This is a genomic window from Brevibacillus thermoruber 423 (genome assembly GCF_000454065.1).
GTDB classification, from domain to species: Bacteria; Bacillota; Bacilli; order Brevibacillales; family Brevibacillaceae; genus Brevibacillus; species Brevibacillus thermoruber.
In genome coordinates, this window is record NZ_KE695655.1 from 13709 (window position 1) to 29876 (window position 16168).

Consider the following 16168-nt stretch of genomic DNA (forward strand, 5'->3'; position numbering starts at 1 on the left):
TGGGGGGATCGGGAGCATGTGATTTTTTCTTCTCAAACATTTGTTTATGTGATAAACTTTTGTTTGAAAAGAGAATGCGAAAGAAAAAGGGGAATGATGGCGGAAGAAAGGAGGAGAGCCGTGGACAAGGAACAGCAAATCCTGCGCTACATTCGTGAAAATCCGTTTATCAGCCAGCAGGAGCTGGCCGACAAGATGGGCATTTCCCGCTCGGCGGTGGCCGGGTACATCGCCCAGCTTACCAAACGGGGCGAGATCAAGGGACGTGCCTATGTGCTGCGCGACGAAGGGCGGATCGTCTGCATCGGCGGAGCCAACCTGGACCGGAAGGCGCGCGGGAAGCAAAAAGTGCGGCTGCATTCGTCCAATCCGGTGACCATCACCGAGTCGTGCGGCGGCGTGGCGCGCAACATCGCCGAAAACCTGGGGCGGCTGGGCAGCAGCGTCACGCTGATCAGCTGCGTCGGCGAAGACAAAGAGGGCGAGTGGATTTTGCAGGAGACGAAAAGGCACGGCGTGGACGTCAGCCAGGTGTGGCGGCTGCCCGCCCGGCGTACGGGCACGTACACCGCGCTTTTGGACATCGACGGGGAGATGGTGGTCTCGCTGGCCAACATGGACATCTACGACGCGCTCACCCCGGAGATGTTCGCGGACAAGTGGTCCCACATCGCGGCGGCGCGGGCCGTTTTTCTCGATACCAACCTGCCGGCGGATTGCCTGGCGTACATCATCGAGCGCTGCCGCACGGAAAACATCCCGCTGTTTGTCGATCCGGTCTCTTCCGCCAAAGCGAAGAAACTGCCGGAGAGGCTGGACGGCGTGGACGCGATCCTGCCCAACCGGGAAGAGGCGGAACTGCTGGCCGGCATGCCGATCGCGTCGGTCGAAGCGTGCGCCGAGGCGTGCCGCCGGATACGGGAGCGGGGCGTTAAGCGGGTGGTCGTCACGATGGGCGAGCAGGGCGTGTACTATCAATCGGCGGAACAGGCGGAACACCTGGCCCCGTATCCGACGGACGTGGTGGATGTCACCGGTGCGGGCGACGCGTTTGCCTCCGGGCTTTTGTACGGCATCGTCAACGGTGAATCGTTCGGACAAGCCTGCCGCCTCGGATTGGCCGCATCCGCCCTGACCCTGCAGACGGAGCAGTCGGTCTCGCCGCTGCTGCAGCCGGAACAGCTCGCACAAACAGTAAGGCAGTACGAAAAGGAGCGATAACGAATGAAAGAATACCTCACCTATACGGAAGAAGTGCGTCACGCGCTGGAGAACAACCAGCCGGTCGTGGCGCTGGAGACGACGATCATCTCCCACGGCATGCCGTACCCGCAAAACCTCGAAATGGCCAAAGAAGTGGAGCGGATCATCCGCGACAACGGCGCCGTGCCGGCCACCATCGGGATCATGAACGGAAAAATCAAGATCGGGTTGACGGAGAGCGAGCTGGAGGAATTCGCCACCAACAAGTCGGTGGAAAAAGTGAGCCGCCGCGACTTTCCGTACATCCTGGCGAGCGGCAAAATCGGCGCCACGACTGTAGCCGCCACGATGATCGCCGCGCAGTTGGCCGGCATCCGCGTCTTCGCCACCGGCGGCATCGGCGGGGTGCACCGCGAAGGGGAGATCACCTGGGACGTGTCCGCTGACCTGACCGAACTGGCGCAAACCAACGTGGCCGTCGTCTGCTCCGGGGCCAAGTCGATTCTCGACCTGGGGCGCACGCTGGAATACCTGGAGACTCACGGTGTGCCGGTTGTCGGCTACCGCACGGACGAGTTCCCGTCCTTCTTTGCCCGCGAGAGCGGCTTTGGCGTCGATTTCCGCCTGGACACGCCGGAGGAAGTGGCGGCGCTGATGGACACCAAGTGGCAGTTGGGGCTGAACGGCGGTCTGGTCATCGCCAATCCGGTGCCGGAAGCGGACGCGCTGAATCACCGCGAGATCGAAGCCGTCATCCAGCAAGCGCTGGCGGAAGCGAAGGAAAAGGGCATCACCGGAAAACAAGTGACACCGTTCCTGCTCGACCGGGTCAAACAGTTGACGGCCGGCAAGAGCCTGCAGACCAACATCGCCCTGGTGAAGCACAACGCGGAGGTGGCGGCCCGAATCGCCGCAGCCTATCACGTCAAGAAAAACTGACACGGCCCGCGAAAACAACGGCCGCCATCGCGCGCTGTCCGGAGACGGACGGCGCTTTTTGCCGTTGGCAGAACATGTTTGCCCAACCGCTTGATATACCCTCCTGGGGTATTGTATAATGGGGCGTGTAATAAACAGGAGCCCTTGAGGGAATACTACCAAAAATATACCCCACATGGGTATTTTGATGCGGAGGAATACGCGATGAGCGCCAAAATAAAAGAAGCGACGGTTCCGATTTCCGGCATGACCTGCGCGGCATGCGCCATTCGCATCGAGAAAGGGCTGAAAAAGCTGGAGGGCGTGGAGTCGGCCAGCGTCAACCTGGCGCTGGAAACGTCGACGGTCGTCTACGATCCCGAGAAAATCAGCCTGGGCGACATCCGCAGCAGGATCGAATCGCTCGGGTACGGCGTCGTGAGCGACAAGGAGGAGCTGAGCATTACCGGCATGACCTGCGCCGCATGCGCGGCCCGGATCGAAAAGGGGCTGCGCAAATTGCCCGGGGTGCTGGAGGCAAACGTCAACCTGGCGTTGGAGACAGCCACCGTGGAATACGACGCGGGGCAGGTCGGCGTGAACGACCTGATCCGGCAGGTGGAAAAGCTGGGTTATCAAGCGGCTGCCAAGGGCGATCAGACGGACGCGGAAACGGTTGACCGCCGGGCGGAGGAAATCGACCGGCAAACCGGGAAGTTTCTCTTTTCCCTGATCCTCTCCCTGCCCCTCTTGTGGGCGATGGTCGGCCATTTTTCCTTCACTTCGTTCATCTGGCTGCCGGAGATGTTCATGAATCCGTGGGTGCAGTTGGCCCTGGCGACGCCGGTGCAGTTCGTCGTCGGCCGGCAGTTTTACGTCGGCGCCTACAAGGCCCTGCGCAACGGAAGCGCCAACATGGATGTGCTGGTCGCCTTGGGCACATCGGCCGCCTACTTTTACAGTCTCTACCTGGCGGTCCGCTCCATCGGGTCGGGGGCGCACATGACGGAGCTCTATTTTGAGACGAGCGCCGTGCTGATTACGCTGATTCTGCTCGGCAAGCTGTTTGAGGCGAAGGCCAAGGGCCGTTCGTCCCAGGCGATCCGCAAGCTGATGGGACTGAAGGCGAAGACGGCCGTGGTGGTCCGCGACGGCGAGGAGCTGACGATCCCGGTGGAAGACGTGCGTCCCGGCGACATCGTCCACGTGAAGCCGGGGGAAAAGGTGCCCGTTGACGGCATCGTCCTGGAAGGGCAGTCGGCTGTGGACGAATCGATGCTGACCGGCGAAAGCGTTCCCGTCGACAAGGCGGCGGGCGACGCGGTCATTGGCGCCACGCTGAACAAAAACGGTTTTCTTAAAGTGCGGGCGACCAAAGTGGGCAAGGAGACGGCCTTGGCCCAGATCATCCGGGTCGTGGAAGAGGCGCAGGGCTCCAAAGCGCCCATTCAGCGGCTGGCGGACAGCATCTCCGGTATCTTCGTGCCGGTCGTCGTCGGCATCGCGCTCGTCACCTTTGCCGTCTGGTACCTGCTGGTGACGCCGGGGGACTTCGCCTCCGCGCTGGAAAAAGGCATCGCCGTGCTGGTGATCGCCTGCCCGTGCGCGTTGGGGCTGGCAACGCCCACCTCGATCATGGCCGGCTCCGGCAGGGCCGCCGAACTGGGGATTCTGTTCAAGGGCGGTGAACACCTGGAGACGGCCCATAAGCTGGACACGATCGTACTGGACAAGACGGGCACGGTGACCAAAGGGGAGCCGGAGCTGACCGACGTGCTGGCGTACGGGATGGAGGAAGCGGAGCTGCTGGTGCTGGTGGGGGCGGCGGAGAAACACTCCGAGCATCCGCTGGCCCAGGCGATCGTCAAGGGCATTGCCGACAGGGGCGTCACATTGACCGGGGCCGACTCGTTTGAGGCGATCCCCGGGTTTGGCATCCGCGCCGCGGTGGACGGCAGGGAGGTGCTGGTGGGGACACGACGTCTGCTGGACCGGCATCAGATCCCGTTTGACCAGGCGGCGGAAGCGATGTCGCAGCTCGAGCGGGAGGGCAAAACGGCGATGCTGGTGGCCGTGGACGGCCGGCTGGCCGGGCTGGTGGCGGTGGCGGACACGATCAGGCCGACGTCCCGCGAGGCGGTGCAGCGCTTGAAGGCGATGGGACTGGAGGTCGTCATGATGACCGGCGACAACCGGCAGACGGCGGAGGCGATCGCCCGCCAGGCGGGGATCGATCGGGTGATCGCGGAAGTGCTGCCGGAAGGAAAGGCGGACGAAGTGAAAAAACTGCAGCAGCAGGGTCGCAGGGTAGCGATGGTGGGCGACGGGATCAACGACGCGCCCGCGCTGGCCACCGCCGACATCGGGATGGCGATCGGCACCGGCACGGACGTGGCCATGGAGGCGGCTGACATCACCCTGATGCGCGGCGATCTGACCGGCGTGGCCGACGCGATCGTGATGAGCCGCAAAACCATCCGCAACATCAAGCAGAACCTGTTCTGGGCCTTTGCCTACAACGCGCTGGGCATCCCTGTGGCGGCGCTGGGCTTCCTCGCGCCCTGGCTGGCCGGGGCGGCGATGGCCTTCAGTTCGGTGTCGGTCGTGCTGAACGCCCTGCGCCTGCAGCACGTCAAACTGGAAAAACGCTCAACGGAAAGAGGGCGATGAGATGAGCCGCACAGCAACATGGGCGCTTTCCGGCGCCGTGTACCTCCTCCTGGTCATCGGCGGCTACCTGCTGTACGAAGCGGCTGCCGCTCCAGGAGAATCCCCGCATCAACAGCCGGAGAGCCACTCCCTTTATCAGCCGGCAGCCCCTGCCGCGCATTAAGCCGCAGGTGAGGCCGGCCAGCGGCGGCGGATCATGCCGCCTTACCAGCCGGCCGGTAAAACGCAGCAGCGGCCCGCCTGCCTGCGGCCCGACCGGCAATCGCCAGCCCGCCTGCGGCGGCAGGCGGACAGAAAGCATACAGGAAAACAGGAAAAAGGAGCGATCATCATGCAAAACGTAACCCTGCGCGTGGAAGGAATGTCCTGCAATCACTGCGTCAACGCGATTGAAAAGGCGCTGAAGGAATTGGGCGCGTCCGGAAAAGTGGATCTGGCCGCCAAAACGGTGGAGGTCAGCTATGACGAGAACGCCCTGACGCTGGAGGCGATCAAGGAAGCGATCGAAGACCAGGGATACGATGTGGTGTGACACCCACTCCTCATGGCAGATAGCTGTCCTCCTGTACAGACGCTGTTGGACAAGCAGTTCCTGACCGGTGACGGCGGCCCCCTGCCGGAACGGTGGCTGTGCCCCTCGGCCAGCGAACTGATCCGGTATGGGAAAAGCGAGCTGTGATACAATGAAAGCAGCTTGAAAGGAGGGGGTCGCGGTGAACGTAACGGTAACAGGTATTCCCGTCTTCTCCGGCGCCTATGTCTCCGGTACGGAACTGGCGCCGGCCGCTTTGCGGGCGGCAGGATTGACGGCCGTCCTGCAGGAGCACGGTCTGTCGGCAAGCGACCGGGGGGATCTCGCCCTTCCCGCTTATCTGCCGCGCCACAACGTTCCGCCTGTTCGCAACTGGCCGGCGCCGCGCATGGTCTGGGACCTGCTGCGCGAAGAGGCGCGCGGCTGTTTTCGACGCGACGAATTTTCCCTGTTTCTCGGCGGCGACTGCAGCGTGATCGTCGGGACGGCCCAAGGGTTTCGCGACGTCTATGGAGACAAGGCGTACCTCCTGGTGCTGGACGGCCACTTTGACGCAATGACGCCCTCCGCCTCCCGCTGTCTCGGGGCAGCCGGCATGGGCCTGTGGTTTTTGCTGCAGGGAGGCGGCGTCTGGACGGAGGCGGCCGGGTGGACAGCGGACAGCATCGTTGTGCTGGGGTGCCAGCGGATGCCGGACGAGACCTACGGAGTAGAGATCGTCACGCTTGATCAGTTGTGTGAACGAGGACCGGGCATGCAGGCGGCCGACGTCTTGCGGGCGATTCCTGCCGACGCCTATATCCTCGTCCACTTTGACGTCGACGTGATGCACAAGGAGGCAATGGCGGCCGCCTATTCGCCGAGTGAAACCGGCCTGTCGCTGGCGCAGACGGAGGAACTGCTGACCGCTGTCCTGGCCGATCCACGCGTCGTCGGGGCGAACGTGACGGAATTTTCCGCATTGCGGGACGTGACAGGCGAGCAGGCCAGCCGACTGGTTCGGCTGCTCGGCCGCGCACTGGCCGCTCGCACAACCCCCTCTGGATCTGATACAATACGGATATAAACGTTTGCTTATATGAAGGAGGAGAGGGTCTTGCTGAAAAAGTGGATGGCCAAACTGGGAGTGGGAGCGGCGACGGTCGATCTGCGGCTGGATCGCCCTGCGTACCGGTTGGGAGAGACGATCACGGGCGCGATCCGCATCGAAGGGGGCAGCGTGGAACAGCGCATCTCCGAGCTGAGTGTCCTGCTGATGATGAAGGTGTACGTGCAGGGGCAGGAGGTAACGCGTCCGGTGCAAACGTACCCGGTCAGCCGCAATTTCACCGTGCAGCCGAAACCGTTTGTGCAGGAGATTCCGTTTGCCTTTGAACTGCCGGCAGGGCTGGCCGTGTCGACGCCGTCCGTTCAGTACTACCTGCACACCAAGCTGGATGTGGAAAGGGCGCTCGACCCGACCGACCTGGATGCGGTGCAGGTGCTTCCGCCGGAACCGGTGGAACGGGTGCTGGACGCACTGGCCCGCCTCGATCTGCGGCAAAAGCCCGACTCCGGCAAGCTCACGCCGTACGGTCAGGAGTTTTCGTTCTTCATGGGACGGCCGCTGGGCATTCCGCTCAAGGAACTGGAGGTCATCTTCTTCTCCATGCCGGGCGAGCTGCGTATGCTGACGGAACTGGATTTGGCCGTACCCGGCATGTTTGGCGGCGAGATGGAACGCAAGGCGGAGATCGTCGTGCCGCAGGACCTGCTGGCCGCCGGCCGGGAAGAGGAGCTTTCCCGTTTCCTGCTGGATACCCTTCGCACCTACGCGGAAAATCCGCAGGCGATCCCGTACGTGTCGATGGCGTCCTACGGCCAGCCGCTGCACGGTCATCAGGGCCACTACGGTCACCGCGGCCACGGCATGGGCGGCATGATCGGTGGCATGGCGGCCGGCTTCCTGGGCGGCATGCTGCTGGGCGAGGTCATGTCGGAAATCGGAGAGTCGGCCGAGGACCTGTTCGAAGAAGCGGGCGGCGGATTGGATTTCGATGTTGACGGCTTTGACGAACTGTAATCACAGGCGCGGATACGGCCACCGTTCCCCTTCCCGGGGGAGGCGGTGGCTTTTTCGTGTTGGCGTGCGTGGTGGCCATCCAGTACCACCCCCACCCGATTCCCCCGGCGGCGAGCGGAATCACGGACGGCGCGGACGACGCGCATAACGGTTCAGGCGAAAGCCCCGGTTTCTTGTGCGCGTGCCCGCCCGGAAGGAGTCCGGGCCCGCCTGGAGTAATATGTAACCGGGGGGAAGATGCATGTACACACTGCTGCTGATTGACGACGAAGAAGACGTAAGGGAAGGCGTTGTCCGCGAGATTGACTGGCAGGCGTACGGGTTCGCGGTCGTCGGGACGGCGGAAAACGGCCAGGAGGCGCTGGAGAAGATGGAACGAAGCGTACCGGACATCGTCGTCACCGACATCAAGATGCCGTTTATGGACGGGCTGGAGCTGGCCGCCGTCGTCAAAGAGCGGTATCCCACCGTCAAAATCGTGATTCTGACGGGCTTCGACGAGTTTGAATACGCGCGGAAAGCGGTCAAGCTGCAGATCGACGAATACGTGCTCAAGCCGTTTTCTGCGGGTGAACTGATCGACGCCCTCTTGAAAGTGCGGGCGCGGCTTGACGAAGAAGCCGCCGAGAAGAAAAACATCCGCCTGTTGAAGGAGCACTATCAAAAAAGTTTGCCCGTGCTGCGGGAAGTGTTCCTCACGTCGCTGATTACCCGCAGGCTGCCCGAGGCCGACATCCGGGAAAAGGCGCACGCGTACCAGATCGATTTGGAGGGAAACGGCTTTGTGGTCGGCGCCGTCAGCATCGACCGCCCCTGCGTCGGAGAAGATCCGGCGAATCGCTCTGCGCCGCCGCCCATCCGTCAGGCGTGGGGAGAGGATCGGGAACTGCTGCTGTTTGCCGTCCGCAACATCGTGCAGGAAGTGGTCGACAAGCACCGTCTGGGTATCGTCTTCACCAACAACGACCACGTGGTGCTGATTGCCGTCCACCAGGACCGGGAGCGGGAGGCGGTCCTCCGGAAAACGGCGGCCGTGCTGGAAGAAGCACGGCAATTCGTTGAAAAATTTTGCGAATTCACCGTGACGGCGGGGATCGGGACGGTCACCGGCGATCTGGCGGACCTTTCCTTTTCCTACGAGGATGCGGTCGCCGCGCTCGACTACAGGGTGGTGCTCGGAAACAACCGGGTGATCTGCGTCGATGACGTGGAAAAGCGCTGCGTGGAAAAGGTCCGCTTCGACGAGCGAAAAGAACATGCGCTGATCCGCTGTCTGAAGGTGGGAACGCCGCAGGAACTGAAGGACATCGTGGACGAGCTGTTTGCCGAAATCGCCGATGCCCGCGTGTCCATCAAGGATTATCACATCTACCTGCTGGAGATCCTGACCGCCATCCTGAAGGCGGCCAAGGGGGCCAATCTGGATCCGGAACGCGTCTTTGGCGAAAACCTTCACTGGTTTACGGACATCCATAAGTCCCAAACGCTGCAGGAGACGAAGGACAGGCTCATGCACATCTGCTCGGGCATGATGAACAGCATCGCCAGCGACAGACAATCTTCCTACAAACGGCTCGTCGCCCAAGCCGTCGAATACGTCAAAAACCACTACCACGAAAGCGACATCTCGATCCACAAAGTGTGCAGGCAGCTCCACATCAGCGCGGGGTATTTCAGCAGCATTTTCAAAAAGGAGATGAATACGACGTTCGTCAACTTTCTGCTGCAGGTCAGGATGGAGGCGGCCCAGGAACTGCTGCTGACGACCGACCTGAAAACCTTTGAGATCGCGGAACGGGTCGGGTATGCCGACCCCAACTACTTCAGCTTTTGCTTCCGCAAGAAGTGGGGCATGTCTCCCAAGGAGTACAAAAACATGGCCAGAGGGGTACGATGAGAAATCCGGTTATCGCGCTGGTTCACACGTTGAAGATGAAGAGCATCCAGTTTATCATCACGGCCTCGTTTACGCTGGTGACCGTCGCGGTCATGCTCTTTGTCGGCGTCATGCTGTACAGCAAGTTTTCCGAGACGGCGGAACAAAACGCCTTTCTGCACACCCAGCAAATCATCGACCAGGTCAGCTTCAACCTGAAAAGCTACCTCGACGGCATGACGGACATCTTTGAACTGGCCGCAGAGAAAATCCGCCGAAGCGAGAACGTGCCGGACGACAAGCTGACGGAACAGTTGGGGACGATTCTGGAAACCCGGGAGGATCTCGTCTCGGTGGCTGTTTTTTCGCGGGAGGGCGAACTGATCGCCGGGTTTCCGCAGACGGCGATGCGAAAAAACACGAGACTGCGGGAACAGAGCTGGTTCCAGGCGGCGTTGAACAACCCCAACCACATCTCCTTTTCGCTTCCGCACATCCAGAACCTGTTTCAAGGCGAGTACAAGTGGGTGGTCTCCATGAGCAGAGGCATCTCGGTCGCCCAGAACGGCGAAAGAGAAGACGCGATCCTGCTCGTGGACGTCAATTTCAAGACCATCGACGACCTCTGCCAGCGGGTGGGCCTGGGCAAAAAGGGGTATGTGTACATCATCGACCTGGCCGGCAACATCGTCTATCATCCGCAGCAGCAGTTGATCTATGTCGGATTGAAAAACGAGAATCGGGCGATTGCCCTGAAAAACTCGTACGGAAGCTACGTGGACGAGTCCGGCGGGGAACGGCGGCTGGTCACGATCAAGACGTTGGAAGACATCGGCTGGAAAATTGTCGGCGTCTCGTACATGGATGAGATCGCCACCACGAAAAAGGAGATCAGCGGGTTTATCTTCTGGCTGCTGTTTTTCGTCATCGCCGTGGTGCTGTTTGTCCTGACCTATATCTCCGCCGCAATCTCCCGGCCGATCCGCAATCTGGAACGCTCCATGGAGCAGGTGGAGAAGGGAGACTTTACGGTCAACCTGGCCGTTCAGGGAAGCCACGAAGTGGAGCAGCTCTCGCGCCGTTTCAATCACATGGTAATCCGCATCAGGCAGCTCATGGATCAAATCATCCGGGAGCAGGAAGCCAAGCGGAAAAGCGAGCTGGAAGTGCTGCAGGCGCAGATCAACCCGCATTTTTTGTACAACACGCTCAATTCGGTCGTGCGCATGGTGGGAAACGGCAAAAACGAAGACGTCATCACCACCATTACCGCTCTCTCCAAACTGTTCCGGATCAGCCTCAGCAAGGGAAAAAACATCATCACCGTACAGGAAGAACTGGAGCACGTGAGGAACTATCTGGTCATCCAGAAAATGCGGTACAAAAACAAATTCACCTACGAAATCACAGCCCAGGAAGAGGTGCTTCCCTGCAAGACGCTGAAGCTCCTGCTGCAGCCGATCGTGGAAAACGCGATTTACCACGGCATCGAGCCGATGGCGCAGCAGGGGAAGATCACCGTGACGGCGGAGATGGCGGACGGCAGCGTGCTGTTCCGGGTGCGCGACAACGGGCTGGGCATCCCGCCCCACGTGCTGGAGCAGATTGGTTCTGGCCAAATCAAAAGCAAGGACGGGTCGGGTGTCGGCATCAAAAATGTGCATGAGCGCATCCGGCTGTTTTTTGGAGAAGCGTACGGTCTTTCCATCGAAAGCGACGAAGAGACCGGCACCACCGTGACCATACGAATACCGATGATGACGGAAGAGACGTGAAGAGGAATGCACCAGTCAAGCAAACAGGCATGGCGAACACTCGTGTATCTGCTGCTGGCGGCGGCTGCCGTCCTGGGTGCCTGCGCCGATCCTGCCGCCGACCAAGTCAAACAGAAGAACGTGGCGCTCATCGTCAGAATGAAGCACGGGGATTACTGGCGGACGGTAAAATGGGGGGCGGAGATGGCCGCCAGAGAGTTTGGCGTCAACGTCAATTTCTACGCCCCCGACTACGAAGAAGACGTGAAGGGGCAGTTGGCGCAGGTCCGGCAGGCGTTTGCGGACGGAACAGCTGCCGTGGTCATCGCACCCGACAGCCAACAGGTCCTGGACGAAGCCACGGCGCGGGCAAAGGAACAGCGCATCCCCGTGTTGATCATCGATTCCGAACTGACGGGGCCGGGAGTGGTCAGCTGGATTGGCACCGATCATGTTGACTCGGGCAAACGCGCGGGAGAGAAGCTGATTGAACTGGTCGGGGCGCATGGCAGGATTGCCGTCCTGGGCGGAGGTAACACCGACCAGCGGGAAAAGGGACTGCTGGAGGCGATCTCCCACTATCCGGGGGTAACGATCGTGGCAAGGGAGGACGCTTCTGATCAAAACCAGGCCAGCGAGCTGGCAGCAGGGATCATCGACTCCCATTCGCTCGACGGCATCGTGGCGCTTAACGCCGTCGCCGCGCTCGGCGCCGCCCAGGCGATTGAAAGTAAAGGGCTGGCGGAAAAGGTGAAAGTGGTAGCGATCGACAGCCCGCCTGACGTGCTGGCGTACATACAGGAAGGTGTGATCCAGGCCACGATCATGCAGAAGCCGTTCAGCATGGGCTACCTGGGCGTCAAGCACGCGGTGGAGGCGATGAATGGCTTGCACGTCCCGGCCCGTGTCGATACGGGAACGAAAATCATCGACATGGACAACATGTTCTGGTCGGAAAACCAAAAGCTGCTGTTTCCGTTTGTCAAGTGAGGGACCGCGATCCGCTGGCGGGAAGATGACGAGCCTGGACCGATCCTCGCGCAGGACAAGCGCAATCAGGGGAGACGGGAAAGCAGGGCTTTGCGTCGGCGGGCGAAATCAGATGTAATAGAGAGAGAAAAGGTCACCGCAAGAGCATAGGAGGCAGCAGATGATCAAGAGGTACACGGAAATTTACGAAGACATCAAAAAACAGATACTGGATGGGACCTACCCGCCCGGGGAAAAGCTGCCTTCGGAAAACGAGTTTTGCCGGATGTATCGGACAAGCCGGGGCACCGTAAGGCGGGCGCTCGATCTGCTGGCGAAGGAAGGATTCGTCAACAGCGTCCACGGCAAGGGCGTGTTTGTACTGGATGCGAATTTGATCACGTTCTCGTTTGGCGGTCTGGTCAGCTTCAAGGAGGCCAGTGAAACCAGCGGACAAGCCTTTGTCACGACGGTTCCGCTGTTTGAGGTCATCACCATTGACAAGCCGCTGCAGGCGAAAACCAAACTGCCCCTTGGACAGGAAGCGTACCGATTGTTTCGCGTGCGCAGCTTGAAAGGCGAGCGCATTATTTTTGACATCAACTACTTCCGGAAAGATATCGTCCGCGATCTGACACGGGAGATCGCGGAACAGTCCATTTACGAATACCTGGAAGACACGCTGGGAGCAAAGATCGGGTTTGCCAGGCGGATCATTCACGTGGAGCCGGTGACCGCCCTGGACAAAGCCCATTTGGATGTAAAAGCGTACAACCTGGTGGCGGTGGTCAAAAACTTTGTCCATCTGCACGACGGTACGCTGTTTGAATACACCGAGTCCCGGCACAGGCCGGACCGGTTTGAATTCACGGATTTTGCCCGACGCCGATAAGGCGTTGTTTTTTTTGCTCACACTTACTTGTTTAAACAAGTATTGACTTACTTGTCTAAACAAGTGTATGATTCTGAATGAAAACGATTACAGGAGGGGAAACCATGGAGCTCAACAAGCGGGAAGTAGAGCAGATACTCCAAGCCGTAGGCGGCCGGGACAACATCGCGGCCGTATCCCACTGCGTCACCCGGCTGCGGTTTGCCTTGAAGGATGAGCGTCAAGTCGACAAGACGCTGCTGGAATCGATCGGGATCGTCAAAGGTTCGTTTTCTTCGAACGGTGAATTCCAGGTGGTCATCGGCCAGGGATTGGTCAACAAGGTGTACGACGCGCTGCTTAACATCGCCGACATCACAGGCGCCACCAGGCAGGAGACCAAGGAAGCGGCCGTGAAAAATCTCAATCCGTTCCAGCGCGCCGTGAAAACGCTGGGAGACATCTTCATTCCCCTCCTGCCCGCCATTGTCACGGCGGGTCTGCTCATGGGGATCAACAACGTGCTGACCGGGAAGGGAATCTTCTACCCCGACGCGTCCCTCGTGGACGTTCACCAGCAGTGGAAAGACTTTGCGGGCATCATCAATCTTATTGCCAATACGGCGTTTGTATTCCTGCCGGGCCTCATCGGCTGGTCTGCCGTCAAGCGCTTCGGCGGAAGCGAACTGCTGGGAATGGTCCTCGGCCTGATGCTGATTCATCCCGATCTGTTGAACGCGTGGGGCTACGCCCAGGCTGTCGCGGAAGGAAAAGTGCCGTACTGGCATTTGTTTGGCTGGGATATCGCCAAAATCGGCTACCAGGGACAGGTGCTGCCGGTGCTGATCTCATCCTACGTGCTGGCCAAAGTGGAAACGTATTTGGCCAAGCGGATTCCCGACATGTTTCGCCTGCTGCTGGTTGCCCCCATCAGCCTGCTCGTGACCGGCTTCCTGTCCTTCACCGTGATCGGGCCGCTGACGTTTGGGGTGGCCAATGCGCTCACATCGGGGTTCGTCACTTTGTTTGACACATTCAGCATCCTCGGTGGACTGCTTTACGGCGGGCTCTATGCGCTGCTGGTCGTAACCGGCATGCACCATACCTTCCTGGCCGTGGATCTGCAGCTCATCGCCAGCACCGGCGGCACCTTCCTGTGGCCGATGCTCGCGCTGTCCAACATCTCCCAAGGGTCTGCGGCCCTGGCGATGATGTTCGTCACCCGGGAGGAAAAGCTGAGAGGCATGTCGCTGACCTCCGCCGTCTCCGCCTTCCTGGGCATTACGGAACCGGCCATGTTTGGCGTCAACATTCGATATCGCTACCCCTTTGTGTCCGCGATGATCGGATCGGCCATCGGGGCGGTCATTCTCACGATGAGCAAGGTAAAAGCCGCGTCGATCGGCGTGGGCGGGCTTCCCGGTTTTCTCTCCATCTTTCCCGAACACTGGGGGCCGTTCTTCATCGGCATGGCAGTCGCGCTGCTGGTGCCCTTCCTGCTGACGTTCCTGTTGGGGAAAACGAGGAAAGCACAATAAAAAGAGAGACAGTGAGCATAGCAACCGATCATCGGGCGGTTTCCGCGGATTGGTTGCTATTGTCCATTATGGAAAAGGAGTGGATCAACAATGGAGAAACCATGGTGGAAAAAGGCGGTCGTGTATCAGATCTACCCGAAGAGTTTCAAGGATACCACCGGCAGCGGAACCGGCGATCTTAAGGGAGTCATGGAAAAACTGGATTACCTGCGGGAACTGGGCGTCGACGTGATCTGGCTGACCCCTATCTACCCGTCGCCGCAACGAGACAACGGGTACGACATCAGCGATTACTGCGGGATTGATCCCGCGTACGGTACGATGGAAACGTTCGAGAAGCTGCTGCAGGAGGCCCATGCCCGGGGCATCCGGGTCATCATGGACATCGTCGTGAACCACACCTCGACCGAACACCCGTGGTTTCGCGAAGCGTCCCGCTCCAAACAGAGCCCGTACCGCGACTTCTACATCTGGAAGGACGGGAAAAACGGCGGTGCGCCCAACAACTGGCGCTCCAAGTTCGGCGGCAGCGCCTGGCAGTACGACGAGACCACGGGGCAGTACTATCTGCATCTGTTCGACGTCACCCAGGCGGATTTGAACTGGGAGAACCCGGAACTGCGCCAGCGGATCTACGATATGATGAACTTCTGGCTGGACAAAGGGGTGGACGGGTTTCGCCTGGATGTGATCAACCTGATCTCCAAAGACCAGCGCTTTCCCGACGACACGCTGGAGACGCCGACGGACGACGGGCGCAGGTATTACACGGACGGCCCGCGGATTCACGAGTTTTTGCAAGAGATGAATCGCCGCGTGTTCGCCAGGAATCCTGACCTCCTCACCGTGGGCGAGATGTCGTCCACCTCGATCGAAAACTGCGTGAAGTATACCCGGCCGGAAGAACACGAGCTGAACATGACCTTCAGCTTTCACCACCTCAAGGTGGATTATCCCAACGGAGAGAAGTGGGCTCTGGCCAACTTCGATTTTCTCCAACTGAAAAAAATCCTCAGCGAGTGGCAGTACGGCATGCAGAGCGGCGGTGGCTGGAATGCGCTGTTCTGGTGCAATCACGACCAGCCGCGGGCGGTCTCCCGTTTTGGAAACGACCGGGAGTATCACCGGGAATCGGCGAAAATGCTGGCGACCACGATTCACCTCATGCAGGGCACCCCGTACATCTACCAGGGGGAGGAAATCGGCATGACCAACCCCTATTTTGACGAGATTGCCGCGTACCGGGACGTCGAGTCGCTCAACGCCTACCGCCTGCTTCGGGCGCAGGGGAAACCGGAGCAGGAGATCCTGGCCATTCTGCAGCAAAAATCGCGGGACAACGGGCGCACGCCCATGCAGTGGGACGACAGTCCGCACGCCGGTTTCACAACGGGAACCCCCTGGATCAACGTGGCGCCGAACTACAAGGAAATCAACGTGAAGCGCGCGCTCGAAGACGAGGACTCCATTTTTTACCACTACAAAAAACTGATCCAACTGCGGAAGGCATACGATGTCATCGCCTACGGCGACTTTCGGTTGATTCTGGACGATCATCCGCAGATCTTTGCGTATCTGCGGACGTACGGGAACGAAACCCTCCTGGTGGTGAACAATTTCTACGGCAGCGAAACGTTCTTCGCGCTTCCCGGCGATATTCGCCTGGCGGGGGCGCCGAACCTGCTTTTGTCCAACTACCGGGACACGGGGCTTGACGTCCGTTCCCTGCCCCTGCGTCCGTACGAATCGGCTGTCTTTTACTTCGCCGGTTGAGG

General features: G+C 60.1%; 14 protein-coding genes. All 14 read left to right on the forward strand.

Annotated elements, in window-relative coordinates:
• Positions 1–96 precede the first annotated feature (96 nt).
• Entirely contained in the window at positions 97–1221 is a 1125-nt protein-coding gene (locus M516_RS0121235; RefSeq protein ID WP_420796333.1) for a carbohydrate kinase, read from the forward strand.
• Positions 1222–1224: 3 nt separating this feature from the next.
• The gene (locus M516_RS0121240) at positions 1225–2142 is read left to right on the forward strand and encodes a pseudouridine-5'-phosphate glycosidase (RefSeq protein WP_029100893.1); all 918 of its coding nucleotides are present in this window, start codon (positions 1225–1227) and stop codon (positions 2140–2142) included.
• Between the two features lie 204 nt (positions 2143–2346).
• Positions 2347–4791: a heavy metal translocating P-type ATPase gene (locus tag M516_RS0121245; RefSeq protein WP_029100894.1), complete on the forward strand. Its 2445-nt coding sequence runs from the start codon at positions 2347–2349 to the stop codon at positions 4789–4791.
• 1 nt (position 4792) lies between these two features.
• On the forward strand, positions 4793–4954 hold the full coding sequence (locus M516_RS25790) for a hypothetical protein (protein WP_193747013.1): 162 nt from the start codon (positions 4793–4795) through the stop codon (positions 4952–4954).
• Between the two features lie 168 nt (positions 4955–5122).
• Positions 5123–5323 carry a copper chaperone CopZ gene (gene copZ / locus M516_RS0121255; RefSeq protein WP_029100895.1) on the forward strand — a complete coding sequence of 67 codons (201 nt, stop codon included), beginning with the start codon at positions 5123–5125 and terminating at the stop codon, positions 5321–5323.
• A 12-nt stretch (positions 5324–5335) separates the two neighbouring features.
• Positions 5336–5470 carry a hypothetical protein gene (locus M516_RS26205; protein ID WP_271140305.1) on the forward strand — a complete coding sequence of 45 codons (135 nt, stop codon included), beginning with the start codon at positions 5336–5338 and terminating at the stop codon, positions 5468–5470.
• A gap of 34 nt (positions 5471–5504) precedes the next feature.
• A complete protein-coding gene (locus tag M516_RS24155; RefSeq protein ID WP_035290524.1) occupies positions 5505–6389 on the forward strand; it encodes an arginase family protein in 885 nt (294 codons plus the stop codon).
• A gap of 30 nt (positions 6390–6419) precedes the next feature.
• Positions 6420–7385 carry a sporulation protein gene (locus M516_RS0121265; RefSeq protein ID WP_029100896.1) on the forward strand — a complete coding sequence of 322 codons (966 nt, stop codon included), beginning with the start codon at positions 6420–6422 and terminating at the stop codon, positions 7383–7385.
• A gap of 241 nt (positions 7386–7626) precedes the next feature.
• Complete coding sequence (locus M516_RS0121270; RefSeq protein ID WP_029100897.1) at positions 7627–9282, forward strand: response regulator; 1656 nt, start codon at positions 7627–7629, stop codon at positions 9280–9282.
• Positions 9279–11036, forward strand: a complete 1758-nt coding sequence (locus tag M516_RS0121275) for a cache domain-containing sensor histidine kinase (protein WP_029100898.1) — start codon at positions 9279–9281, stop codon at positions 11034–11036. Before M516_RS0121270 ends, M516_RS0121275 begins: the two co-directional genes overlap by 4 nt.
• Before the next feature lie 6 nt (positions 11037–11042).
• On the forward strand, positions 11043–12005 hold the full coding sequence (locus tag M516_RS0121280) for a substrate-binding domain-containing protein (RefSeq protein WP_029100899.1): 963 nt from the start codon (positions 11043–11045) through the stop codon (positions 12003–12005).
• A 160-nt stretch (positions 12006–12165) separates the two neighbouring features.
• Positions 12166–12876 carry a trehalose operon repressor gene (treR, locus tag M516_RS0121285; protein ID WP_029100900.1) on the forward strand — a complete coding sequence of 237 codons (711 nt, stop codon included), beginning with the start codon at positions 12166–12168 and terminating at the stop codon, positions 12874–12876.
• A 104-nt stretch (positions 12877–12980) separates the two neighbouring features.
• Positions 12981–14393: a PTS system trehalose-specific EIIBC component gene (gene treP, locus M516_RS0121290; protein ID WP_029100901.1), complete on the forward strand. Its 1413-nt coding sequence runs from the start codon at positions 12981–12983 to the stop codon at positions 14391–14393.
• Between the two features lie 90 nt (positions 14394–14483).
• The gene (treC, locus tag M516_RS0121295; protein ID WP_029100902.1) at positions 14484–16166 is read left to right on the forward strand and encodes an alpha,alpha-phosphotrehalase; all 1683 of its coding nucleotides are present in this window, start codon (positions 14484–14486) and stop codon (positions 16164–16166) included.
• The last annotated feature ends 2 nt before the right edge of the window (positions 16167–16168 follow it).